General features: G+C 59.9%; 15 protein-coding genes. 9 read left to right on the top strand and 6 right to left on the bottom strand.

Translation table 11 applies throughout. The features are described from left to right. Positions 1-92 precede the first annotated feature (92 nt). The 3 genes from ACZ0AZ_RS13700 to ACZ0AZ_RS13690 all read left to right on the top strand — a co-directional run bounded on the left by ACZ0AZ_RS13700 (position 93) and on the right by ACZ0AZ_RS13690 (position 3,025). Complete coding sequence (locus tag ACZ0AZ_RS13700) at positions 93-1,037, top strand: ornithine cyclodeaminase family protein (RefSeq protein ID WP_129999873.1); 945 nt, start codon at positions 93-95, stop codon at positions 1,035-1,037. Between the two features lie 149 nt (positions 1,038-1,186). Further along, the gene (locus ACZ0AZ_RS13695) at positions 1,187-2,314 is read left to right on the top strand and encodes an NAD(P)/FAD-dependent oxidoreductase (protein WP_463537555.1); all 1,128 of its coding nucleotides are present in this window, start codon (positions 1,187-1,189) and stop codon (positions 2,312-2,314) included. An 84-nt stretch (positions 2,315-2,398) separates the two neighbouring features. Then, positions 2,399-3,025, top strand: coding sequence for a helix-turn-helix transcriptional regulator (locus tag ACZ0AZ_RS13690; RefSeq protein ID WP_016771588.1), 627 nt, complete (start codon positions 2,399-2,401; stop codon positions 3,023-3,025). A gap of 101 nt (positions 3,026-3,126) precedes the next feature. Here ACZ0AZ_RS13690 and ACZ0AZ_RS13685 read toward each other — a convergent pair whose 3' ends face one another. The 6 genes from ACZ0AZ_RS13685 to ACZ0AZ_RS13660 all read right to left on the bottom strand — a co-directional run bounded on the left by ACZ0AZ_RS13685 (position 3,127) and on the right by ACZ0AZ_RS13660 (position 8,395). Further along, positions 3,127-3,903, bottom strand: coding sequence for an ABC transporter substrate-binding protein (locus ACZ0AZ_RS13685; RefSeq protein ID WP_463537554.1), 777 nt, complete (start codon positions 3,901-3,903; stop codon positions 3,127-3,129). A 290-nt stretch (positions 3,904-4,193) separates the two neighbouring features. Beyond that, positions 4,194-4,646 (bottom strand): molybdopterin synthase catalytic subunit MoaE, encoded by a 453-nt coding sequence (gene moaE, locus ACZ0AZ_RS13680; RefSeq protein WP_129999876.1) that lies wholly within the window; start codon positions 4,644-4,646, stop codon positions 4,194-4,196. Between the two features lie 2 nt (positions 4,647-4,648). Beyond that, positions 4,649-4,891: a molybdopterin converting factor subunit 1 gene (gene moaD, locus ACZ0AZ_RS13675; RefSeq protein ID WP_039759217.1), complete on the bottom strand. Its 243-nt coding sequence runs from the start codon at positions 4,889-4,891 to the stop codon at positions 4,649-4,651. Beyond that, the gene (moaC, locus tag ACZ0AZ_RS13670; RefSeq protein WP_008080206.1) at positions 4,888-5,361 is read right to left on the bottom strand and encodes a cyclic pyranopterin monophosphate synthase MoaC; all 474 of its coding nucleotides are present in this window, start codon (positions 5,359-5,361) and stop codon (positions 4,888-4,890) included. Before moaC ends, moaD begins: the two co-directional genes overlap by 4 nt. Before the next feature lie 176 nt (positions 5,362-5,537). After that, a complete protein-coding gene (locus ACZ0AZ_RS13665) occupies positions 5,538-6,932 on the bottom strand; it encodes a PhoH family protein (protein WP_024011685.1) in 1,395 nt (464 codons plus the stop codon). 338 nt (positions 6,933-7,270) lie between these two features. Further along, on the bottom strand, positions 7,271-8,395 hold the full coding sequence (locus ACZ0AZ_RS13660) for a polysaccharide deacetylase family protein (RefSeq protein ID WP_129999877.1): 1,125 nt from the start codon (positions 8,393-8,395) through the stop codon (positions 7,271-7,273). A gap of 325 nt (positions 8,396-8,720) precedes the next feature. Between ACZ0AZ_RS13660 and yaaA the strand changes: the two genes are divergently transcribed. The 6 genes from yaaA (at position 8,721) to ACZ0AZ_RS13630 (ending at position 17,408) form a co-directional block, all read left to right on the top strand. After that, complete coding sequence (gene yaaA, locus ACZ0AZ_RS13655) at positions 8,721-9,500, top strand: peroxide stress protein YaaA (RefSeq protein WP_076565964.1); 780 nt, start codon at positions 8,721-8,723, stop codon at positions 9,498-9,500. A gap of 809 nt (positions 9,501-10,309) precedes the next feature. Next, complete coding sequence (locus tag ACZ0AZ_RS13650; RefSeq protein ID WP_039759224.1) at positions 10,310-11,626, top strand: nucleotide sugar dehydrogenase; 1,317 nt, start codon at positions 10,310-10,312, stop codon at positions 11,624-11,626. Between the two features lie 99 nt (positions 11,627-11,725). Next, positions 11,726-13,207, top strand: a complete 1,482-nt coding sequence (alg8, locus tag ACZ0AZ_RS13645; RefSeq protein ID WP_463537553.1) for a mannuronan synthase — start codon at positions 11,726-11,728, stop codon at positions 13,205-13,207. A gap of 35 nt (positions 13,208-13,242) precedes the next feature. After that, positions 13,243-14,412, top strand: coding sequence for an alginate biosynthesis protein Alg44 (locus tag ACZ0AZ_RS13640; protein ID WP_024011680.1), 1,170 nt, complete (start codon positions 13,243-13,245; stop codon positions 14,410-14,412). Between the two features lie 9 nt (positions 14,413-14,421). Next, complete coding sequence (algK, locus tag ACZ0AZ_RS13635; RefSeq protein WP_463537552.1) at positions 14,422-15,930, top strand: alginate biosynthesis TPR repeat lipoprotein AlgK; 1,509 nt, start codon at positions 14,422-14,424, stop codon at positions 15,928-15,930. Next, a complete protein-coding gene (locus tag ACZ0AZ_RS13630; protein WP_463537551.1) occupies positions 15,927-17,408 on the top strand; it encodes an alginate export family protein in 1,482 nt (493 codons plus the stop codon). The genes algK and ACZ0AZ_RS13630 overlap by 4 nt, the downstream gene beginning before the upstream one ends. Positions 17,409-17,418: the final 10 nt, after the last annotated feature.

Below are 17,418 nucleotides of genomic sequence, written 5' to 3'. Positions count from 1 at the left end.
GGAAACGGACTGCGCTTTTTTTACGCCTGAAGGTTGCCCAGATAAACTAAATGTCCATAATGGAAAAATAAGTTCAGATCTGGAGCACAAAAATGTCTGGTACGCCTTACGTCATCGATCAAGTCCGGGCCCGAGATCTGCTGGCGCGTATCGATGTGCCGCAGATCCTGCGCAAGCTGTTCCGCGATCTGGCGGCCGGTAACGCCGTGCAGCCGGCACAGCAAGTGGTCGAGTTCCCGCAGGGTGCTGGCGACTTCATCAACTATTTGGGCGTGCTGGCAGAGGATGGTGTCTACGGAGTGAAGACCTCGCCGTACATCGTGCGCGAGCAGGGTGCGCTGGTGACGGCGTGGACTTTGTTGATGTCGATGAAAACCGGCCAGCCGCTGCTGCTCTGTGACGCCAGCGAACTGACCACCGCGCGTACCGCCGCGACCACGGCAGTGGCGGTCGACGCCCTCGCCCCGTTGAATGCCCAACGACTGGCGATCATCGGCAGCGGGAAAGTTGCTCAGGCGCATCTGCATTACGTCAAAACCTTGCGCGACTGGCAAAGCATCAGCGTGTACTCGCCGTCGCTGCCGGAAGATCCTGAGACACAGGCCGTATTGAGGACCATCGCGCCGCAAGTGAAGATTTCCGACAGCCGCGAGTCCGCCATTGCCGACGCGGAGGTGATCATGCTCTGCACCTCGTCGGCCGGGCCGGTGATTGATCCTGCAACGTTAAGCAAACCGGCGCTGATCACCTCGATCAGCACCAACGCCCCGCGCGCCCATGAAGTACCGCCGCAAAGCCTCAACGACATGCAGGTATTCTGCGACTATCGTCTGACCACGCCGGGTTCGGCTGGTGAGATGCTGATTGCCGCCGAACAGCATGGCTGGAGCAAGGGTTCGATTGTCGGCGACCTCGCCGACTTGCTCAGCGAAAAAGTGCAGCGCCCGGGTTACGACCGTCACGTGTTCTTCCGTTCAATCGGCTTGGGCCTGGAAGACATTGCCCTCGCCAATGCGGTTTATCACTTAACCCACTAACGCCAAAAATCCCCTGTGGGAGCGAGCCTGCTCGCGAATGCGGTCTGACATTCACCGAAGATGTCGACTGATACACCGCTTCGCGAGCAGGCTCGCTCCCACAAGGGACTAGCGTACGCCTTGATATTGCGTACCCACTGGAGACCTACATGAGCCACGCAGATTTCATCATCATCGGCGGCGGGATTGCCGGCGCTTCTACCGGGTTCTGGCTGGCGCCGCACGGCAAAGTGATCGTGCTCGAGCGTGAAACCCATCCCGGCTATCACTCCACCGGTCGCTCCGCCGCGCTGTACACCGCCGCCTACGGCACCGCACAGGTCCGCGCACTGACGCAGGCCAGCCGCGCGTTTTTCGACAGCCCTCCAAGCGGCTTCTGCGAGCATCCGCTGCTGACCCCGCGCGGCGAAATGACCGTCGACTTCATCGGTGATCCCGCCGAACTGAACAACCAATACCTCAGCGCCAAAGCCACCGTGCCGCAGATGCAACTGCTCAGCGCCGATGAAGCCTGCGCGCGGCTGCCGATCCTGCGCCGGGAAAAAGTCCACGGCGCGATCTACGATCCTTCGGCCTGCGACATCGACACCGATGCGCTGCATCAGGGCTACCTGCGCGGTATCCGCCGCAATCACGGCGAAATCCACACTGATTGCGAAGTGCTTGGCCTGCGCCGCGATGCCGATGGCCTGTGGCACGTGCAGAGCAATGGCGAGTCTTTCAGCGCACCGGTCATCATCAATGCCGCTGGTGCCTGGGCCGACAGAGTCGGCGTTTTCGCTGGCGCGCAGCCGCTGGGTCTGCAACCGAAACGTCGTGCGGCGTTTATCTTTGCCGGCCCGGAAGGCGTGGACACTCACCATTGGCCGATGCTAGTCAGCCTCGACGAATCCTTCTACATGAAGCCCGACGCGGGCATGTTCCTCGGCTCGCCGGCCAACGCCGATCCGGTCGAACCGCACGATGTGCAGGCGGAAGAACTCGACATCGCCATGGGTATTTATCAGATCGAAGAAGCCACCACGCTGACCATCCGCCGGCCGACGCGCATCTGGGCGGGCTTGCGCAGTTTCGTTGCCGACGGTGACCTGCTCAGCGGTTTCGATCCGCAGGTGCCGGGGCTTTTCTGGGTTGCCGCGCAGGGCGGTTACGGCATCCAGACGTCGCCGGCGATGGGCCAGGCCAGTGCGGCGCTGGTGCGCGGCGAGCCGCTTCCCGAGCACCTGCATGAATTCGGTCTGGACAGCGCCATGCTCTCCCCGGCCCGACTGGCTTGATCGCATCGACTCGCCCAAAAGATTGCGGCACACTCGCAGCGCCCCGGCACAAGGGGCGCTGACGCTGCCTGGAGCTCCACTGTCATGACTGCCCCCGAATTCGATCCGGCGCTGGATAACTTCCGCGCCATCGCCGACGCCATCGCCACGCTGTTCTTTCCCCACGCGGAGGTGGTGCTGCACGACCTGCGCACGCAGAAGGTCGACTACATCGCCAACAACCTGTCCAAGCGCGAGATCGGCGACGACTCGTCGTTGGAAGACATGCTCAGCGAGGATGTCAGCGACAGAAACATCGGCCCGTACGAAAAGCTTAACTGGGACGGTCAGAAAATTCGCAGCCTGAGCACCGTGCTGCGCGACAGCGAGAGTCGTCCGCTGGCAGTGCTGTGCATCAATCTGAATATCTCCCTGTTCGAGAACGCCAAAGCGGCGCTGGACCTGTTCCTGTCACCGAGCAAACTGATTCCTCAGCCGGACTCGCTGTTCCGTGATGACTGGCAGGAACGCATCAACACCTTCCTCCACGCCTGGTTGCGCGAGCGGCAGCTGAGCCTGAACCTGCTGACCCGTGATCACAAACGCGAACTGGTGCTGGCGCTGCACGCCGAGGGCGCGTTCAAGGGCAAGAGCGCCTCGAACTATGTGGCCAATGTGCTGAACATGGGACGGGCGACGGTGTACAAGCATTTGAAGGAATTGAAAGGCTGAAGATTTGCTTCGCTAGCGCTGGCCTCTTCGCGAGCAGGCTCGCTCCCACATTTGGAATGCGTTACCCCTGTGGGAGCGAGCCTGCTCGCGAAAGCGCTTGATCAATCGCCGTAGATATCAGCTTTGAAATACTTATCGGAAATCTTCTGATACTCGCCATTCGCGCGAATCCCGTCGATGGCGCTGTTCAACTGGCTGACCAGTTCGGCATTGCCCTTGCGCACGGCAATACCCGCGCCTTCACCGACGTAATTCGGATCCTTCAACTCCGGCCCGACAAACGCATAGCCCTTGCCACGCGGCATCGACAGAAAGTCATTGAGCGGAATGGTGTCGGCGAAAATCGCATCGAGGCGCCCCGCTGCCAGGTCCATGTAGATTTCTTCGTTGTTGCTGTAGCGCTTGACGTTGATGCCCTTGGGTTCGAACACCTCGGTGGCGTAACGATCGGTGGTGGTCGCGCGCTGCACGCCGACGTTCTTGCCCTTGAGGCTGGCGTACTGGTCATCCACCGTGGCGCCCTCCTTCATGACCAGACGCGAGGAGGTGAAGTAGTACTTGTGGCTGAAATCCACCGACTTCTTGCGATCTTCGTTGATGGTCATCGACGACAGCGCCATGTCGATCTTCTTCACTTTCAGCGAAGGAATCAGCCCGTCGAACTCACCTTCAACCCACACGCATTTGACCTTCATCTGCGCGCACAGGGCGTTGCCGATGTCGTAGTCGAAACCGACGATTTCACCCTTGTCGGTTTTCGACGCGAATGGCGGATAGGCCGCTTCGATGCCGATGCGCAGGGTTTTCTCGGCGGCGAATACGCTAGCGGAGGCCAACAGGCTGAGGGCCAGACCGGTGATGAGGGGGAATTTCTTCATGTTCGTTCTCTCGCGGGTTGTTGTAGGTTTGGCGAAGAAGAGCAGCTACAAGCGGCAAGCTGATAGCTGATAGCTGATAGCTGATAGCTGATAGCTGCAAGACAGAAGCATTTTTGTACTTGGAAATCCATACTGGACTCTCAGGTACAAATCGTCAATCGGGTAGAGAGGGGAGGGTTTTCGGTATTGCAGATGACGCCTTCGCGAGCAGGCTCGCTCCCACAGGGGAACGCATTTCAACTGTGGGAGCGAGCCTGCTCGCGAAGACTGACTAATGAGCGATGCAGGGATTATTTTTTCCAGCGATCCGCAGCCGCATAATCACTGTCCCGCCCCTCAACCCAACGCGGGCCATCACTGGTGTTTTCTTTCTTCCAGAACGGCGCGCGGGTTTTCAGGTAGTCCATGACGAAGGCGCAGGCGTCGAATGCGGCCTGGCGATGGGCGCTGGCGGCGCCGACGAAGACGATCGGTTCGCCCGGCTCCAGCGCGCCAATGCGGTGCAGCACTTCCAGCTTGAGCAGCGGCCAGCGCTGCTCGGCTTCGACAGCGATCTTGCCGAGGGCTTTTTCGGTCATGCCCGGATAGTGCTCGAGAAACATCCCGGCCACGTCGAGCCCGTCGTTGAAGTCGCGTACGTAACCGACAAAACTCACCACCGCACCGACGCCGACGTTGGCCGCGTGCATGGCGTTGACTTCAGCGCCCGGATCGAACGGCGTGGCCTGCACGCGAATCGCCATGTTCAGCCTCCTGTCACGGTGGGGAAAAACGCCACTTCGTCGCCATCGGCCACTGGCTCGTCGAGCTGGCAGAGGTCTTCGTTGCGCGCGCACATCAGGTTCTGCTCGCTCAACACCTCGGCGCCATCACGTTGCGCCAACAGCTTGCGAACGTCATCGACGGTCGCGAAATCGCCTTCAACCTTCACCGAATCCACGCCCAGCGCTTCACGGTAACGAGCAAAAAACTTCACGGTCAGTTTCATGGCTGCTCCGCCTGGAAGTGGCCGCTTTTGCCGCCGACCTTTTCCAGCAGACGCACGCTTTCGATGGTCATGCCACGATCCACGGCTTTGCACATGTCGTAAATGGTCAGAGCGGCGACGCTGGCGGCGGTCAGCGCTTCCATTTCGACGCCGGTCTGCCCGGACAGCTTGCAGCGGGCGACGATGCGCACGCTATCTTCGCCTTCGGCGCTGAGTTCGACTTTGACGCCAGTGAGCATCAGCGGGTGGCACAGGGGAATCAGATCGCTGGTTTTCTTCGCCGCTTGAATCCCGGCAATGCGCGCGACAGCGAACACATCACCCTTGGGATGACCGCCGCTGACGATCATCTGCAGGGTTTCAGGGAGCATGCGCACCAGCGCTTGCGCGGTCGCTTCACGGAACGTCACGGCTTTTTCAGTGACGTCGACCATGTTGGCGCGACCTTGGGAATCGAGATGAGTCAGCACGAGGGCCTCCTTGAGGCAGCTGCGAGCGGCAAGCTACAAGCGGCAAGTTAAAGCGCGGTAGGCAGGCGTCAGGAAAGCTCGCATTTAAACAGCCGAAAGCCGCAAGCTTCAAGCGGCAAGTGAAGTTCACTCGGACCACTCGTAGCTTGCGGCTTGAAGCTTATAGCTGCTCCTCTTTAGAGATGCGATTCGGCGTATTCGGCCAGGATCGAGCGAGGCACGCCTTGCAGGGTGATGTGTACACCGTTGGGGAAGTCCTTGAAGCGTTCGGTCAGGTAGGTCAGCCCGGAGCTGGTCGCGGACAGGTACGGGGTGTCGATCTGCGCCAGGTTGCCCAGGCACACCACTTTGGAACCGGCGCCGGCACGGGTGATGATGGTTTTCATCTGGTGCGGCGTGAGGTTCTGGCATTCGTCGATCAGGATCAGGCTCTGCTGGAAGCTTCGACCGCGAATGTAGTTGAGCGATTTGAACTGCAACGGCACTTTGCTGAGGATGTAATCGACGCTGCCATGGGTGTTTTCGTCATCCATGTGCAAGGCTTCGAGGTTGTCGGTGATGGCGCCCAGCCAAGGCTCCATTTTTTCCGCTTCGGTGCCGGGCAGGAAACCGATTTCCTGGTCCAGGCCCTGCACGCTGCGGGTGGCGATGATGCGGCGATAGCGCTTGCTGACCATGGTCTGCTCGATCGCAGCAGCCAGCGCCAGAATGGTTTTACCGGAACCGGCGGCGCCGGAGAGGTTGACCAGATGGATGTCCGGATCAAGCAGCGCGTAAAGCGCCAGACTCTGATAGATGTCGCGCGGTTTCAGGCCCCACGCCTCCTGATGCAGCAGCGGTTCCTGATGCAGGTCGAGGATCAGCAGGCGGTCTTCCTGGATTTCCTTGATCCAGCCGACAAAGCCCTGCTCGTCTATGATGAACTCGTTGATGTGCACGGCCGGCAGGTTGTCGATCAGTTGCACCTGATGCCAGGTGCGGCCGTGGTCCTGACGGGTTTCGACCTTGCTCACGCGGTCCCAGAAGGAGCCGGTCATGTTGTGGTAGCCGTTGGGCAGCAGCGACACGTCATCGACCAACTGGTCGGTGCTGTAGTCCTCGGCGTCGATGCCACAGGCGCGCGCCTTGAGGCGCATGTTGATATCTTTGGTGACCAGCACCACCGGTTTCTGCGGATCGCGGGTGTGCAGATCAATCAGTTGGTTGATGATTTTGTTGTCGTTCAGGTGCTCGGGCAGAATCAGGTTCGACTCGGCCTGCTTGCTCATCAGAATTGACAGCAAGCCCTTCGGCCCGCCCTTGCCACGCTGGATCGGCACGCCCAGTTCGACGTCTTCGGGGGACGCATCGCCCAGGGTCTTGTCGATCAGACGGATCGCCTGGCGACATTCGGCGGCCACGCTGTGATGGCCGCTCTTGAGCTTGTCCAGCTCTTCCAGCACGGTCATCGGGATGGCGACGTGGTGTTCTTCGAAATTCAGCAGGGCATTTGGATCGTGAATCAATACGTTGGTATCGAGTACATACAGGATTGGCTGGTTGGAGGAAGGGCTGCGTCCGTGATCATCCATACTCGGTCACCTTTGTGGGAGCCATTCGACGCAATACCGTGACAGTGCTGCGCCTCGAGGTGACTGCCGAATTCATCCACGAGGGCCTGGATGAACTGCACACAATAGGAGTCTGGGAAGACGCCACCTGTGTTGCAGGTTTCGGCGGTCTGTCTTCGTAATACTCCAAAACCGATGACATAAAAAAGCACTTTGACGGTTTTTTTAAGTTTATTTTGCAGAGTGACGAAAAGCCCTTGGCGGACTCCCCGTACCCCGCTAAAGTCGGAAGTCCGCCTGCATCGAATTCCTCCTGAAAATCACCCCAAGCCCAATGTTTCCGGGCTTTTTGTCGTTTCTCAACGAAACGCGTCCTGACAGTCTTCCCAGCCGATGCCGCTCTGCGCAGTCTGCGTGATCAGCCACGGCACGGACGTCTTCACCGCATCCTGTTTCAGGTTGAAATTGATCACTCCATGACGCCACAGCAGCATCAGGGTCAACACTCGCTGCGCGCTCGCCGGGCCCTTGAGCTTGCCGGCGCCGTCCTGAGCATCAATGTCCCACAGCGCCACTTGCAGGCCCTGGCTATTGAAGAAACCTTGTGCGTCACTGCGGCGCTGGCCATCCGGCGGACGGAATAGCGGCACATAGTTTTCCGGCAGTTTGTTTTTCACCAGGTCGGCGCTGCGCCGTACCGAATCCTGCCAGTCCTGCCAATGGCTATGGGAGCGGAACTCCCAGCCCTGCACGCCAACGCACTGCCGGGAGAAACTCGCCTGCAGGCTGCTGACCGAACGGCCGGCGAGTCGCGCCTGAATATCCTTGCCCAGCACAAAGAATGTCCCGCTCAGATTCGATTTGCGCAGGTACTCGGTCAGCCAGTCGGTGTTGTCCGGTTGCACGTTGGCGGCGCTGTCGAAGGTCAGCAAAAACAGCCGGTCATGCATCTCGTCGCCGTTGCGCTCGTAGTCGCCAAAACGATCGAATTCATTACTCGTTTGCGGTGACAGCGCGGCCTTGCGCATCAACTCGTCGAGGTACTGCAAATGGAAGATCCGGCTCGGCTCGGCCCATTTGGTGTAATAACTGTCGTCGCTGACCACGAACTTGGCCGCCTGTTCGCGCAGGGTAGGCAGGTCTTCGACGAGGAAACAGAACGAGGCGTCCTGATCGCAGCTTTGCTGGGCGTAGTTGTAGTTGGCGAGCAAGCGCTGCCAGAGACGCTGACGCAGCTGATTGACCGCATCGATATTGACCGTGCGCAGACCCAGGCGCTGGGCCAGCGCCGCCTCGTCGATGGATTCGGTGCCAAGCAGGCCTCGAGCGAACATAAGGATTTCCGCCCGCGAAGCGACGTCGAACAGGGTCGGATTGCTAAGCTGCTCCGGCCAGGTCGTGCGATCCAGCGTCGCAGCATCACCGGGTGCCGCGACGGCCGCGAAGCTCAGCAGCCACGCGGTGAATAAAAGAACAATGCGCAAAGGGATGTCTCCATAACAAAACCCGCGCGGCACTATAGCTGATCCTGTCCTGTTCCCCGCAGCCACACCTATACCCTGTGGATCGTTCCCACGCTCTGCGTGGTAACGCCTCCCCGGACGCTCCGCGTCCGACGACTGTGACGCAGAGCGTCACGGGCTGCATTCCCACGCGGAGCGTGGGAACGATCATGTGAATCCGCATTCGCGAGCAGGCTCGCTCCCACAAGGGGTCTGAGTTAAGCCGTCGATCACCTATGGGCTTGATAGCTGGAGTCAACAAGGACAACCCCCTAGAATCGCCCCCACGATTAAAGGAGACGACTTCATGCTGATGGTGATTTCCCCCGCCAAGACCCTCGACTACGAAACACCGCCGGCGACCCAGCGCTTTACCCAGCCGCAGTACCTCGACCATTCCCAGGAACTGATCCAGCAGTTGCGCGAGTTGAGTCCGGCGCAGATCAGCGAGTTGATGCACGTGTCCGACAAGATCGGTGGCCTCAATGCCGCGCGATTCGGCAGCTGGACGCCAGCCTTCACACCAGAGAACGCCAAGCAGGCGCTGCTCGCATTCAAAGGCGATGTGTACACCGGTCTCGACGCGCAGTCCTTCAGCGAAGCGCAATTCGATTACGCGCAAAAGCACCTGCGCATGCTCTCCGGCCTTTATGGCCTGCTGCGGCCGCTGGACCTGATGCAACCCTATCGCCTGGAGATGGGCACCAAACTGGCCAACGGCCGCGGCAAGGATCTGTATGCGTTCTGGGGCACGCGCATCAGCGAGTGGCTGAATGAAGCGCTGGCCGAGCAAGGCGATGACGTACTGCTCAACCTTGCATCCAACGAATACTTTTCTGCGGTCAAGCGCAGCGCGTTGAAGGCGCGGATCATCAATACCGAGTTCAAGGATCAGAAGAACGGCCAGTATAAGATCATCAGTTTCTACGCGAAGAAAGCGCGCGGTCTGATGAGCCGATTTGTGATCCAGGAACGCATCAACGACCCGGCTCAGCTCAAGCAATTCGATGTGCAGGGTTATCGCTACAGCGCCGAGCAATCGAAACCCGACAATCTTGTGTTTTTGCGCGATCACGCCCCGGAATAAAGCATGCCCTTTGCACGACTCTTTTAGTCGGGAGTCGTGCAGTCCGCCCGAAGTCAAAATCCCCCCGCGACATATCGCCAAATTCATGGCGCCAATAAAACAACACTCCATTTTCTAATTTTAGTTTCACTCGACGCTGAAGTTTTTTTTCAGTAGTGGCACCTAAATTTTTTACCCGTAGTGGCACAAAACTATCGGCCCCGGTTTCGCCCCGACAACTAAAGGACGAAATCGTTAGTGCTATCAAATTGCACCCAGTGCCATCTCCACCAATATTTCAAAAAATTTCGGCTGGCACGATGAGTGGGCTGGAACTATGTCCAAATGCGTTGCTCATACCACCGGTAACGATTCTCGGCGAGTTTGTACGAGATAACTTACGCAGAGCAGATAGCCATGTAACCAAGTTGTCACAGCAACTTGCCTGAGTGACTAACGAGTCTCAAAACAATCGAAGGACAGGAGATACGCACCATTAATATCCCCTACAAAGGCCAAGGCCGCGCCCCTATAAACGTGCTCGCCTGAGCACCTAACTGCTTGATTTACCGGCTCCCTACCGGACGTCGAGCAGGCTACACGACTGCACTAGAGTCTTCCTGCACGGAAGATCGGCTGCATAACAGGGCAAGTCATAACAACAAGGCCTAGTTGCGCACATCTTGAGTGCACTTATTAGACACTCGGAACTTTGTATGCCTGCACACGGCATTGTGGCGCCTGTAAGCCGCACTTCCGAGTGCACTAGTGACCGCTGAACACCATTAACTCCGGCCTTCTAAGGCCTGATATATACAGAGGTAATTGCGATGCGCATCAGCATATTTGGTTTGGGTTACGTTGGCGCAGTATGTGCCGGTTGCCTGTCTGCACGTGGCCATGACGTAGTTGGCGTCGATGTTGCCAAAGACAAGATCGACATGATTAACGACGGCCGATCGCCAATCGTTGAACCGGGCCTGGGTGAACTTCTGCAACAGGGTATTCAGACCGGTCGTCTGCGCGGCACGACCAACTTCGCCGAGGCGATTCGTGATACCGACCTGTCGATGATCTGCGTCGGCACGCCAAGCAAAAAGAACGGCGATCTGGAACTGAACTACATCGAGGCGGTGTGCCGCGAGATTGGTTATGTCCTGCGCGAAAAAACCACCCGTCACACCATCGTCGTGCGCAGCACCGTGCTGCCAGGCACTGTGGCCAACGTGGTGATTCCGATTCTGGAAGACTGCTCGGGCAAAAAGGCCGGCGTCGATTTCGGCGTTGCGGTCAACCCTGAATTCCTGCGTGAATCCACCGCCATCGCTGACTATGATCACCCGCCAATGACTGTCATCGGCGAGTTCGACACCGCGTCGGGCGACGTTCTGCAATCGCTGTACGAAGAACTCGACGCACCGATCATCCGCAAGGACATCGCCGTTGCCGAGATGATCAAGTACACCTGCAACGTCTGGCACGCGACCAAAGTGACCTTCGCCAACGAGATCGGCAACATCGCCAAAGCCGTGGGCGTCGATGGCCGTGAAGTGATGGACGTGGTTTGCCAGGACAAGACCCTGAACCTGTCCCAGTACTACATGCGCCCGGGCTTCGCCTTCGGCGGCTCGTGCCTGCCGAAAGACGTGCGCGCGCTGACCTACCGCGCTGGTTCCCTGGACGTCGAAGCGCCGCTGCTCAACTCGCTGATGCGCAGTAACGAATCGCAAGTGCAGAACGCCTTCGATATCGTCGAAAGCCATGAAAAACGCAAAGTCGCCCTGCTCGGTCTGAGCTTCAAGGCCGGCACCGACGACCTGCGCGAAAGCCCGCTGGTCGAACTGGCGGAAATGCTGATCGGCAAGGGTTACGACCTGAGCATCTACGACAGCAACGTCGAATACGCCCGTGTCCACGGTGCGAACAAGGACTACATCGAATCGAAGATTCCGCACGTGTCGTCCCTGCTCAACTCCGACTTCGACTCGGTGATCGACAACTCCGACGTGATCATCCTCGGCAACCGCGACGAGAAGTTCCGTTCGCTGGCCCAGGAAGCGCCGCAAGGCAAGCAAGTCATCGACCTGGTGGGCTTCATGTCCAAGTCCACCAGCGCCGGTAGCCGCACCGAAGGTATTTGCTGGTAACGCAGCCCCAAGCGACAAGCGTCGAGCTGCAAGTCAACGCGATTGGCTTGCAGCTTGAAGCTTGCAACTTGCAGCTTCCCTTACCTTCGGATGACGGTTATGACCAAGCTCAAACATTTTTTTCTGCAATCAGCCGGCTGGCTTTTTTATCTCAGTCTGCTGATGGGCCTGGCCTTGATGCTGCCCACGTCCACATTCGACTCCGAGTCGAAGGACTTCATTTTCCTGATTGGCGCCGTGGGTATCTGGCGCTACTCGATGGGTGCAACGCACTTTGTGCGCGGCATGATTTTTCTCTACATCGTTTACCCGCACCTGCGTCGCAAAGTACGCAAGTTGGGCAAAGCGGCCGACCCGTCGCATGTGTTTCTGATGGTCACCAGCTTTCGTATTGACGCGCTGACCACCGCGCAGGTCTACAGCTCGGTGATCCGTGAAGCCATCGATTGCGAACTGCCGACCACCATTGTCTGCTCGATCGTGGAAATGTCCGACGAGTTGCTGGTCAAGGCGCTGTGGGCGCGGATGAATCCGCCGGAGCGGGTCAAGCTCGACTTCGTGCGCATTCCCGGTACCGGCAAGCGCGATGGCCTGGCCTTCGGTTTCCGCGCGATCTCCCGTCACCTGCCGGACGACCGTGCCGTGGTCGCGGTGATCGACGGCGACACCGTGCTCGGCGAAGGCGTCGTGCGCAAGACCGTGCCGTGGTTCCAGCTGTTCGGCAATGTCGGCGGCCTGACCACCAACGAGTTCTGCGAAGTGCGCGGCGGCTACATCATGAGCGAATGGCACAAGCTGCGTTTCGCCCAGCGCCACATCAACATGTGCTCGATGGCCCTGTCCAAGCGCGTGCTGACCATGACCGGGCGGATGTCGGTGTTCAAAGCTTCCGTAGTCACCAATCCGGAATTCATCGCCGACGTTGAAAGCGACTCGCTGCAACACTGGCGTCTGGGCCGCTTCAAATTCCTGACCGGCGACGACAAGTCGAGCTGGTTCAGCCTGATGCGCCTGGGTTACGACACCTTCTACGTGCCGGACGCCGAGATCAATACCGTTGAGCACCCGCCGGAAAAGAGCTTCATCAAGGCCAGCCGCAAGCTGATGTTCCGCTGGTACGGCAACAACCTGCGCCAGAACTCCCGCGCACTGGGTCTGGGTATCCGCCGCCTCGGCGTGTTCACCTCGGTGGTGCTGTTCGACCAGCGCGTGTCGATGTGGACTTCGCTGCTCGGCCTGACCGTCGCACTGATCGCCAGCTTCAAGTACGGCACCGCGTTCATCCTCGTGTACCTGCTGTGGATCGGTATCACCCGCCTGATCCTGACGCTGTTGCTGTCGTGTTCCGGTCACCGCATCGGCCCTGCTTACCCGGCGATTCTGTATTACAACCAGATCGTTGGCGCCCTGGTGAAGATCTACGTGTTCTTCCGCCTCGACCAACAATCCTGGACTCGCCAGCCCACATCCCTGACCCGTGATCTCGCCAGCTTTCAACGTTGGTTCAACACCTGGTCGTCTCGGACCATGACCTTCTCCGCCGGCAGCATTTTTGTCGCCGTGCTGCTGATGATGGTCTGACCCGCTCCTATTGAATTAACAAGGAAATCGCCCCTATGAATACCGCCGTCAACGTCAACGTAGTGCATGAATCCGAAGCCCAGCGCCAGCACGCTCGCGTGAAAATCCCGGCCAAGCTGCGTTTCTTCGGCCCTGACCGGACGCCACTCGAAGCGCGCGTCCTCGATCTGTCGGCTGGCGGTCTGGCGTTCAACGCCGGGCAGATGCCGCTGACCATCGGCGAGGTGTACAAGGCGCGTCTGCAATTTGTCATCGACAACCTCGGCCTGGCCATGGACGTTGAACTGCAGGTGCGTTCCTTCGATCGCGCCACCGGCCGCGCCGGCTGCCAGTTCCAGAACCTCGAGCCGCAGGACATTTCCACCCTGCGCCACCTGATCACTTCGCACCTGGCCGGCGACATCGTCAGCATCGGCGAAGTGCTGGCGACCCTGCAGCGCGACAACTTCACCAAGGCGCGCAAGAACAAGACCAACGACACCGGCATGACCCCGTTCGGCCGTCTGAAAGCCGTGACCTTCAGCGCCGGTATTTTCGCCGTTGGCCTGGTCGCTGCCGGTTTCATCTTCAAGTCGGTGTACGGCATGTACTTCGTCAGCCACGCCCAGGCCGGTCTGGTCAGCGTGCCGGGGATGAACATCACCATGCCGCGTGACGGGACCGTGCAGAGCTTGGTCAAGTCCGACGGCGTTGCCGCCAAAGGCGCCCCACTGGCGACCTTCAGCACCAGCATGCTCGACGTACTCAAGGGCCATCTGGCCGAAGACCAACTGGCCCCGGCCAAGGTTGAAGAACTGTTCGGCAAGCAAATGACCGGCACCCTGACCTCGCCGTGCGATTGCACCGTGGCCCAGCAACTGGTGGCTGACGGTCAGTACGCGAGCAAGGGCGACGTGATCTTCCAACTGGTGCCGCGCAACACCCAGGCCAACGTTGAAGCACGCTTCTCCTATCGCCAGTTCGGCGACGTCCGCCCGGGTACTCCGGTGAGCTTCCAGATCGCCGGCGAAGACAAGACCCGCACCGGCAAGATCGTCAGCAGCACCAGCCTGAAGAGCGCCGACCTGTCCTCCGACATCCGCGTACAGATCCAGCCAGACGAGCCGCTCGACAGCAGCCTGGCCGGCCGCCCGGTGGAAGTGAACAGCGACCGTGGCCCGAACCTGAACTGGCTGATCGACAAAGCCATGGCTGCCGGTCTTTAAGTCGAGGACATGCCTGTGACTACGCATAACTTGAACACACCGCCGACCCTGTGGGAGCGAGCCTGCTCGCGAAAGGGCCAGCGCGGTTTGTCTGAAGTACCGAGTCGACTGCTTCGCGAGCAGGCTCGCTCCCACATGGGATTGATGGTGTGCTCGCTGGCACTAGCAGTTTCTCTAGCCGGTTGCGCCGGGCTGCCCGACCAGCGTCTGGCCAACGAAGCGCTCAAGCGTGGCGACACCGCCACCGCTGCGCAGAATTACCAGCAACTGGCCGATCTGGGTTACAGCGAGGCGCAAGTCGGCCTGGCCGATATCCAGGTCGACAGCCGCGACCCGGCGCAGATGAAACAGGCCGAAGCGACTTACCGCGCAGCGGCCAGCGTGTCGCCGCGTGCCCAGGCACGTCTCGGTCGCCTGCTGGTGGCCAAGCCCGGGTCCACCGAAGCCGAGCATCACGAAGCCGAAACCCTGCTGAAAAAAGCCGCCGCCAATGGCGAAGGCAATACGTTGATCCCACTGGCGATGCTGTATCTGCAATACCCGCACAGCTTCCCCAATATCAACGCCCAGCAGCAGATCGATCAGTGGCGCAAATCCGGTTACCCGGAAGCGGGTCTGGCGCAGGTGCTGCTGTATCGCACCCAGGGCACCTACGACCAGCACCTGGATGACGTGGAAAAGATCTGCAAGGCCGCGCTCAACACCACCGACATCTGCTACGTCGAACTGGCCACCGTCTACCAGAAACGTGGCCAGCCGGAGCAACAGGCCGAGCTGATCAAGCAGATGCAGGCCGGTTACAGCCGTGGCACCGTCACTGCGCAGCGTGTCGACTCCGTGGCCCGCGTGCTGGCCGACTCGACCCTGGGCAAGACCGACGAAAAAACCGCGCAGTCGTTGCTCGAGCCGATCGCTCCGGGCTACCCGGCGTCGTGGGTCACCCTCGCGCAATTGCTTTACGACTTCCCCGAACTGGGCGACGTCGACCAGATGATGAAGTACCTGGACAACGGCCGCGCCGCCGACCAGCCGCGCGCCGAACTGCTGCTGGGCAAGGTCTACTACGAAGGAAAACTGGTTCCGGCTGACGCGAAAGTTGCCGAGGAACACTTCCAGAAAGCCGTTGGCCGCGAAGTCGCCGCCGATTACTACCTCGGCCAGATCTACCGCCGTGGCTACCTGGGCAAGGTCTATCCACAGAAGGCTCTCGACCACCTGCTGACCGCTGCGCGCAATGGCCAGAACAGTGCCGACTTCGCCATCGCCCAGCTGTTCTCGCAAGGCAAGGGCACCAAGCCCGACCCGCTGAACGCCTACGTGTTCAGCCAATTGGCCAAGGCCCAGAACACCCCGCAAGCCGATGAACTGGCAGCGACCCTCGAGGCGCAACTGCCGCCCGAGCGCCTGCCCGAAGCCCGCCGCCTGTTGCAACAGGAACAGGCCAGCCGTGGCGCCCTGAACTCGAACACGCTGCAACTGCACGCCCTGCAAGAAGAAGACGGCGAGGAAAAACTATGAAGCTGAACCCATTCGTGAAGGCCGGTATTGGCCTCACCTTCGCGCTGCTCTGGTCTTGCCCGACACTGGCTGCGATGACTGAAAGCAAGAACTTCGGTCTGGAAGTGAAACTTACCGGCCAGTCCGAAGACGACCGCGACCTCGGCACTGCCGGCGGCGGCGACGTCAACGGCGTGGGCCTCGACCTGCGCCCGTGGATCTACGGCGAAAGCGGCGCGTGGAGCGCTTATGCGATGGGTCAGGCGGTGACCTCGACCGACATCATCGAGACCGACACCCTGCAGCAATCGGACGGCGAACAGACCACCGACAGCGGCGATCGTGAAACCAAGAAAAACTATCTGGCGATGCGCGAATTCTGGGTCGGCTACAGCGGCTTCACGCCCTACCCTGGCGAGATCCTCAAGTTCGGTCGTCAGCGTCTGCGCAATGACGACGGCCAATGGCGCGACACCAACATCGAAGCGCTGAACTGGACCTTCGACACCACCCTGCTGCGGGCCAACGCCGGTGTCGCCGAGCGCTTCAGCGAATACCGCACCGACTTGAAAGAGTTGGCGCCGAAAGACAAGGATCGCCTGCACGCCTACGCCGACGCCGCTTACCAGTGGACACCGGGGCAGTGGGTCGGCATTCGCGGCCACCATACTCACGATGACGGCAAACTCGATTACGCCGAGCCGGGCGTCCCGCGCGACTCGCTGGACAAGACCGAGAACGGCGACATCAGCTGGATCGGCCTGACTGCCGACAGCGACGCCTACAACTGGCGCAACACCAACACCGTCAACTACTGGGGCAGCATCACCGGCATGAGCGGCGACCGCGACACGGTCAATGCGCTGAACGCCGACGGCACGCGCCCGACACAAGCCAAGCGCAGCGATGACATCAGCGGCTGGGCAGCCGATGTCGGCGTGCGTCTGCGCCTCAATCCGCAGTGGCAAGTCGGCGGTGCCTACGCCCGCGCCAGTGCCGATTACGAACAGAACGGTCTGGAGAGCAACCGCTCCAACTACACCGGTACCCGCTCGCGCGTGCACCGTTTCGGCGAAGCGTTCCGTGGCGAAATGAACAACATGCAGACCGCCACCCTGTTCGGTTCCTGGATGGTCAACGACGAGTACGACGCCAGCCTGATCTACCACAAGTTCTGGCGTGTCGACGGCAACAAGCCGGTCGGCAGCAACGGCATCAACGCGGTGGAAAACAACACCGACGACGTCACCGGCGCAATCCTCTCCAGCACATCCTTGCCGCTTGAAGATGGCAACAAGGACCTGGGTCAGGAAATGGACCTGGTCGTCACCAAGTACTTCAAGCAAGGCCTGTTGCCGGCGGCGTTGAGCCAGTCGATCGACGAGCCTTCGGCACTGGTGCGTTTCCGTGGCGGTGTGTTCAAACCGGGCGATGCCTATGGCAGCCAGGTTGATTCCTACATGCACCGCGCATTCATTGACGTGATCTGGCGCTTCTGATGCAAACCGC

The sequence above is a fragment of the Pseudomonas sp. AC239 genome, assembly GCF_979258545.1.
This window is presented reverse-complemented; position numbering and strand designations above follow the sequence as displayed.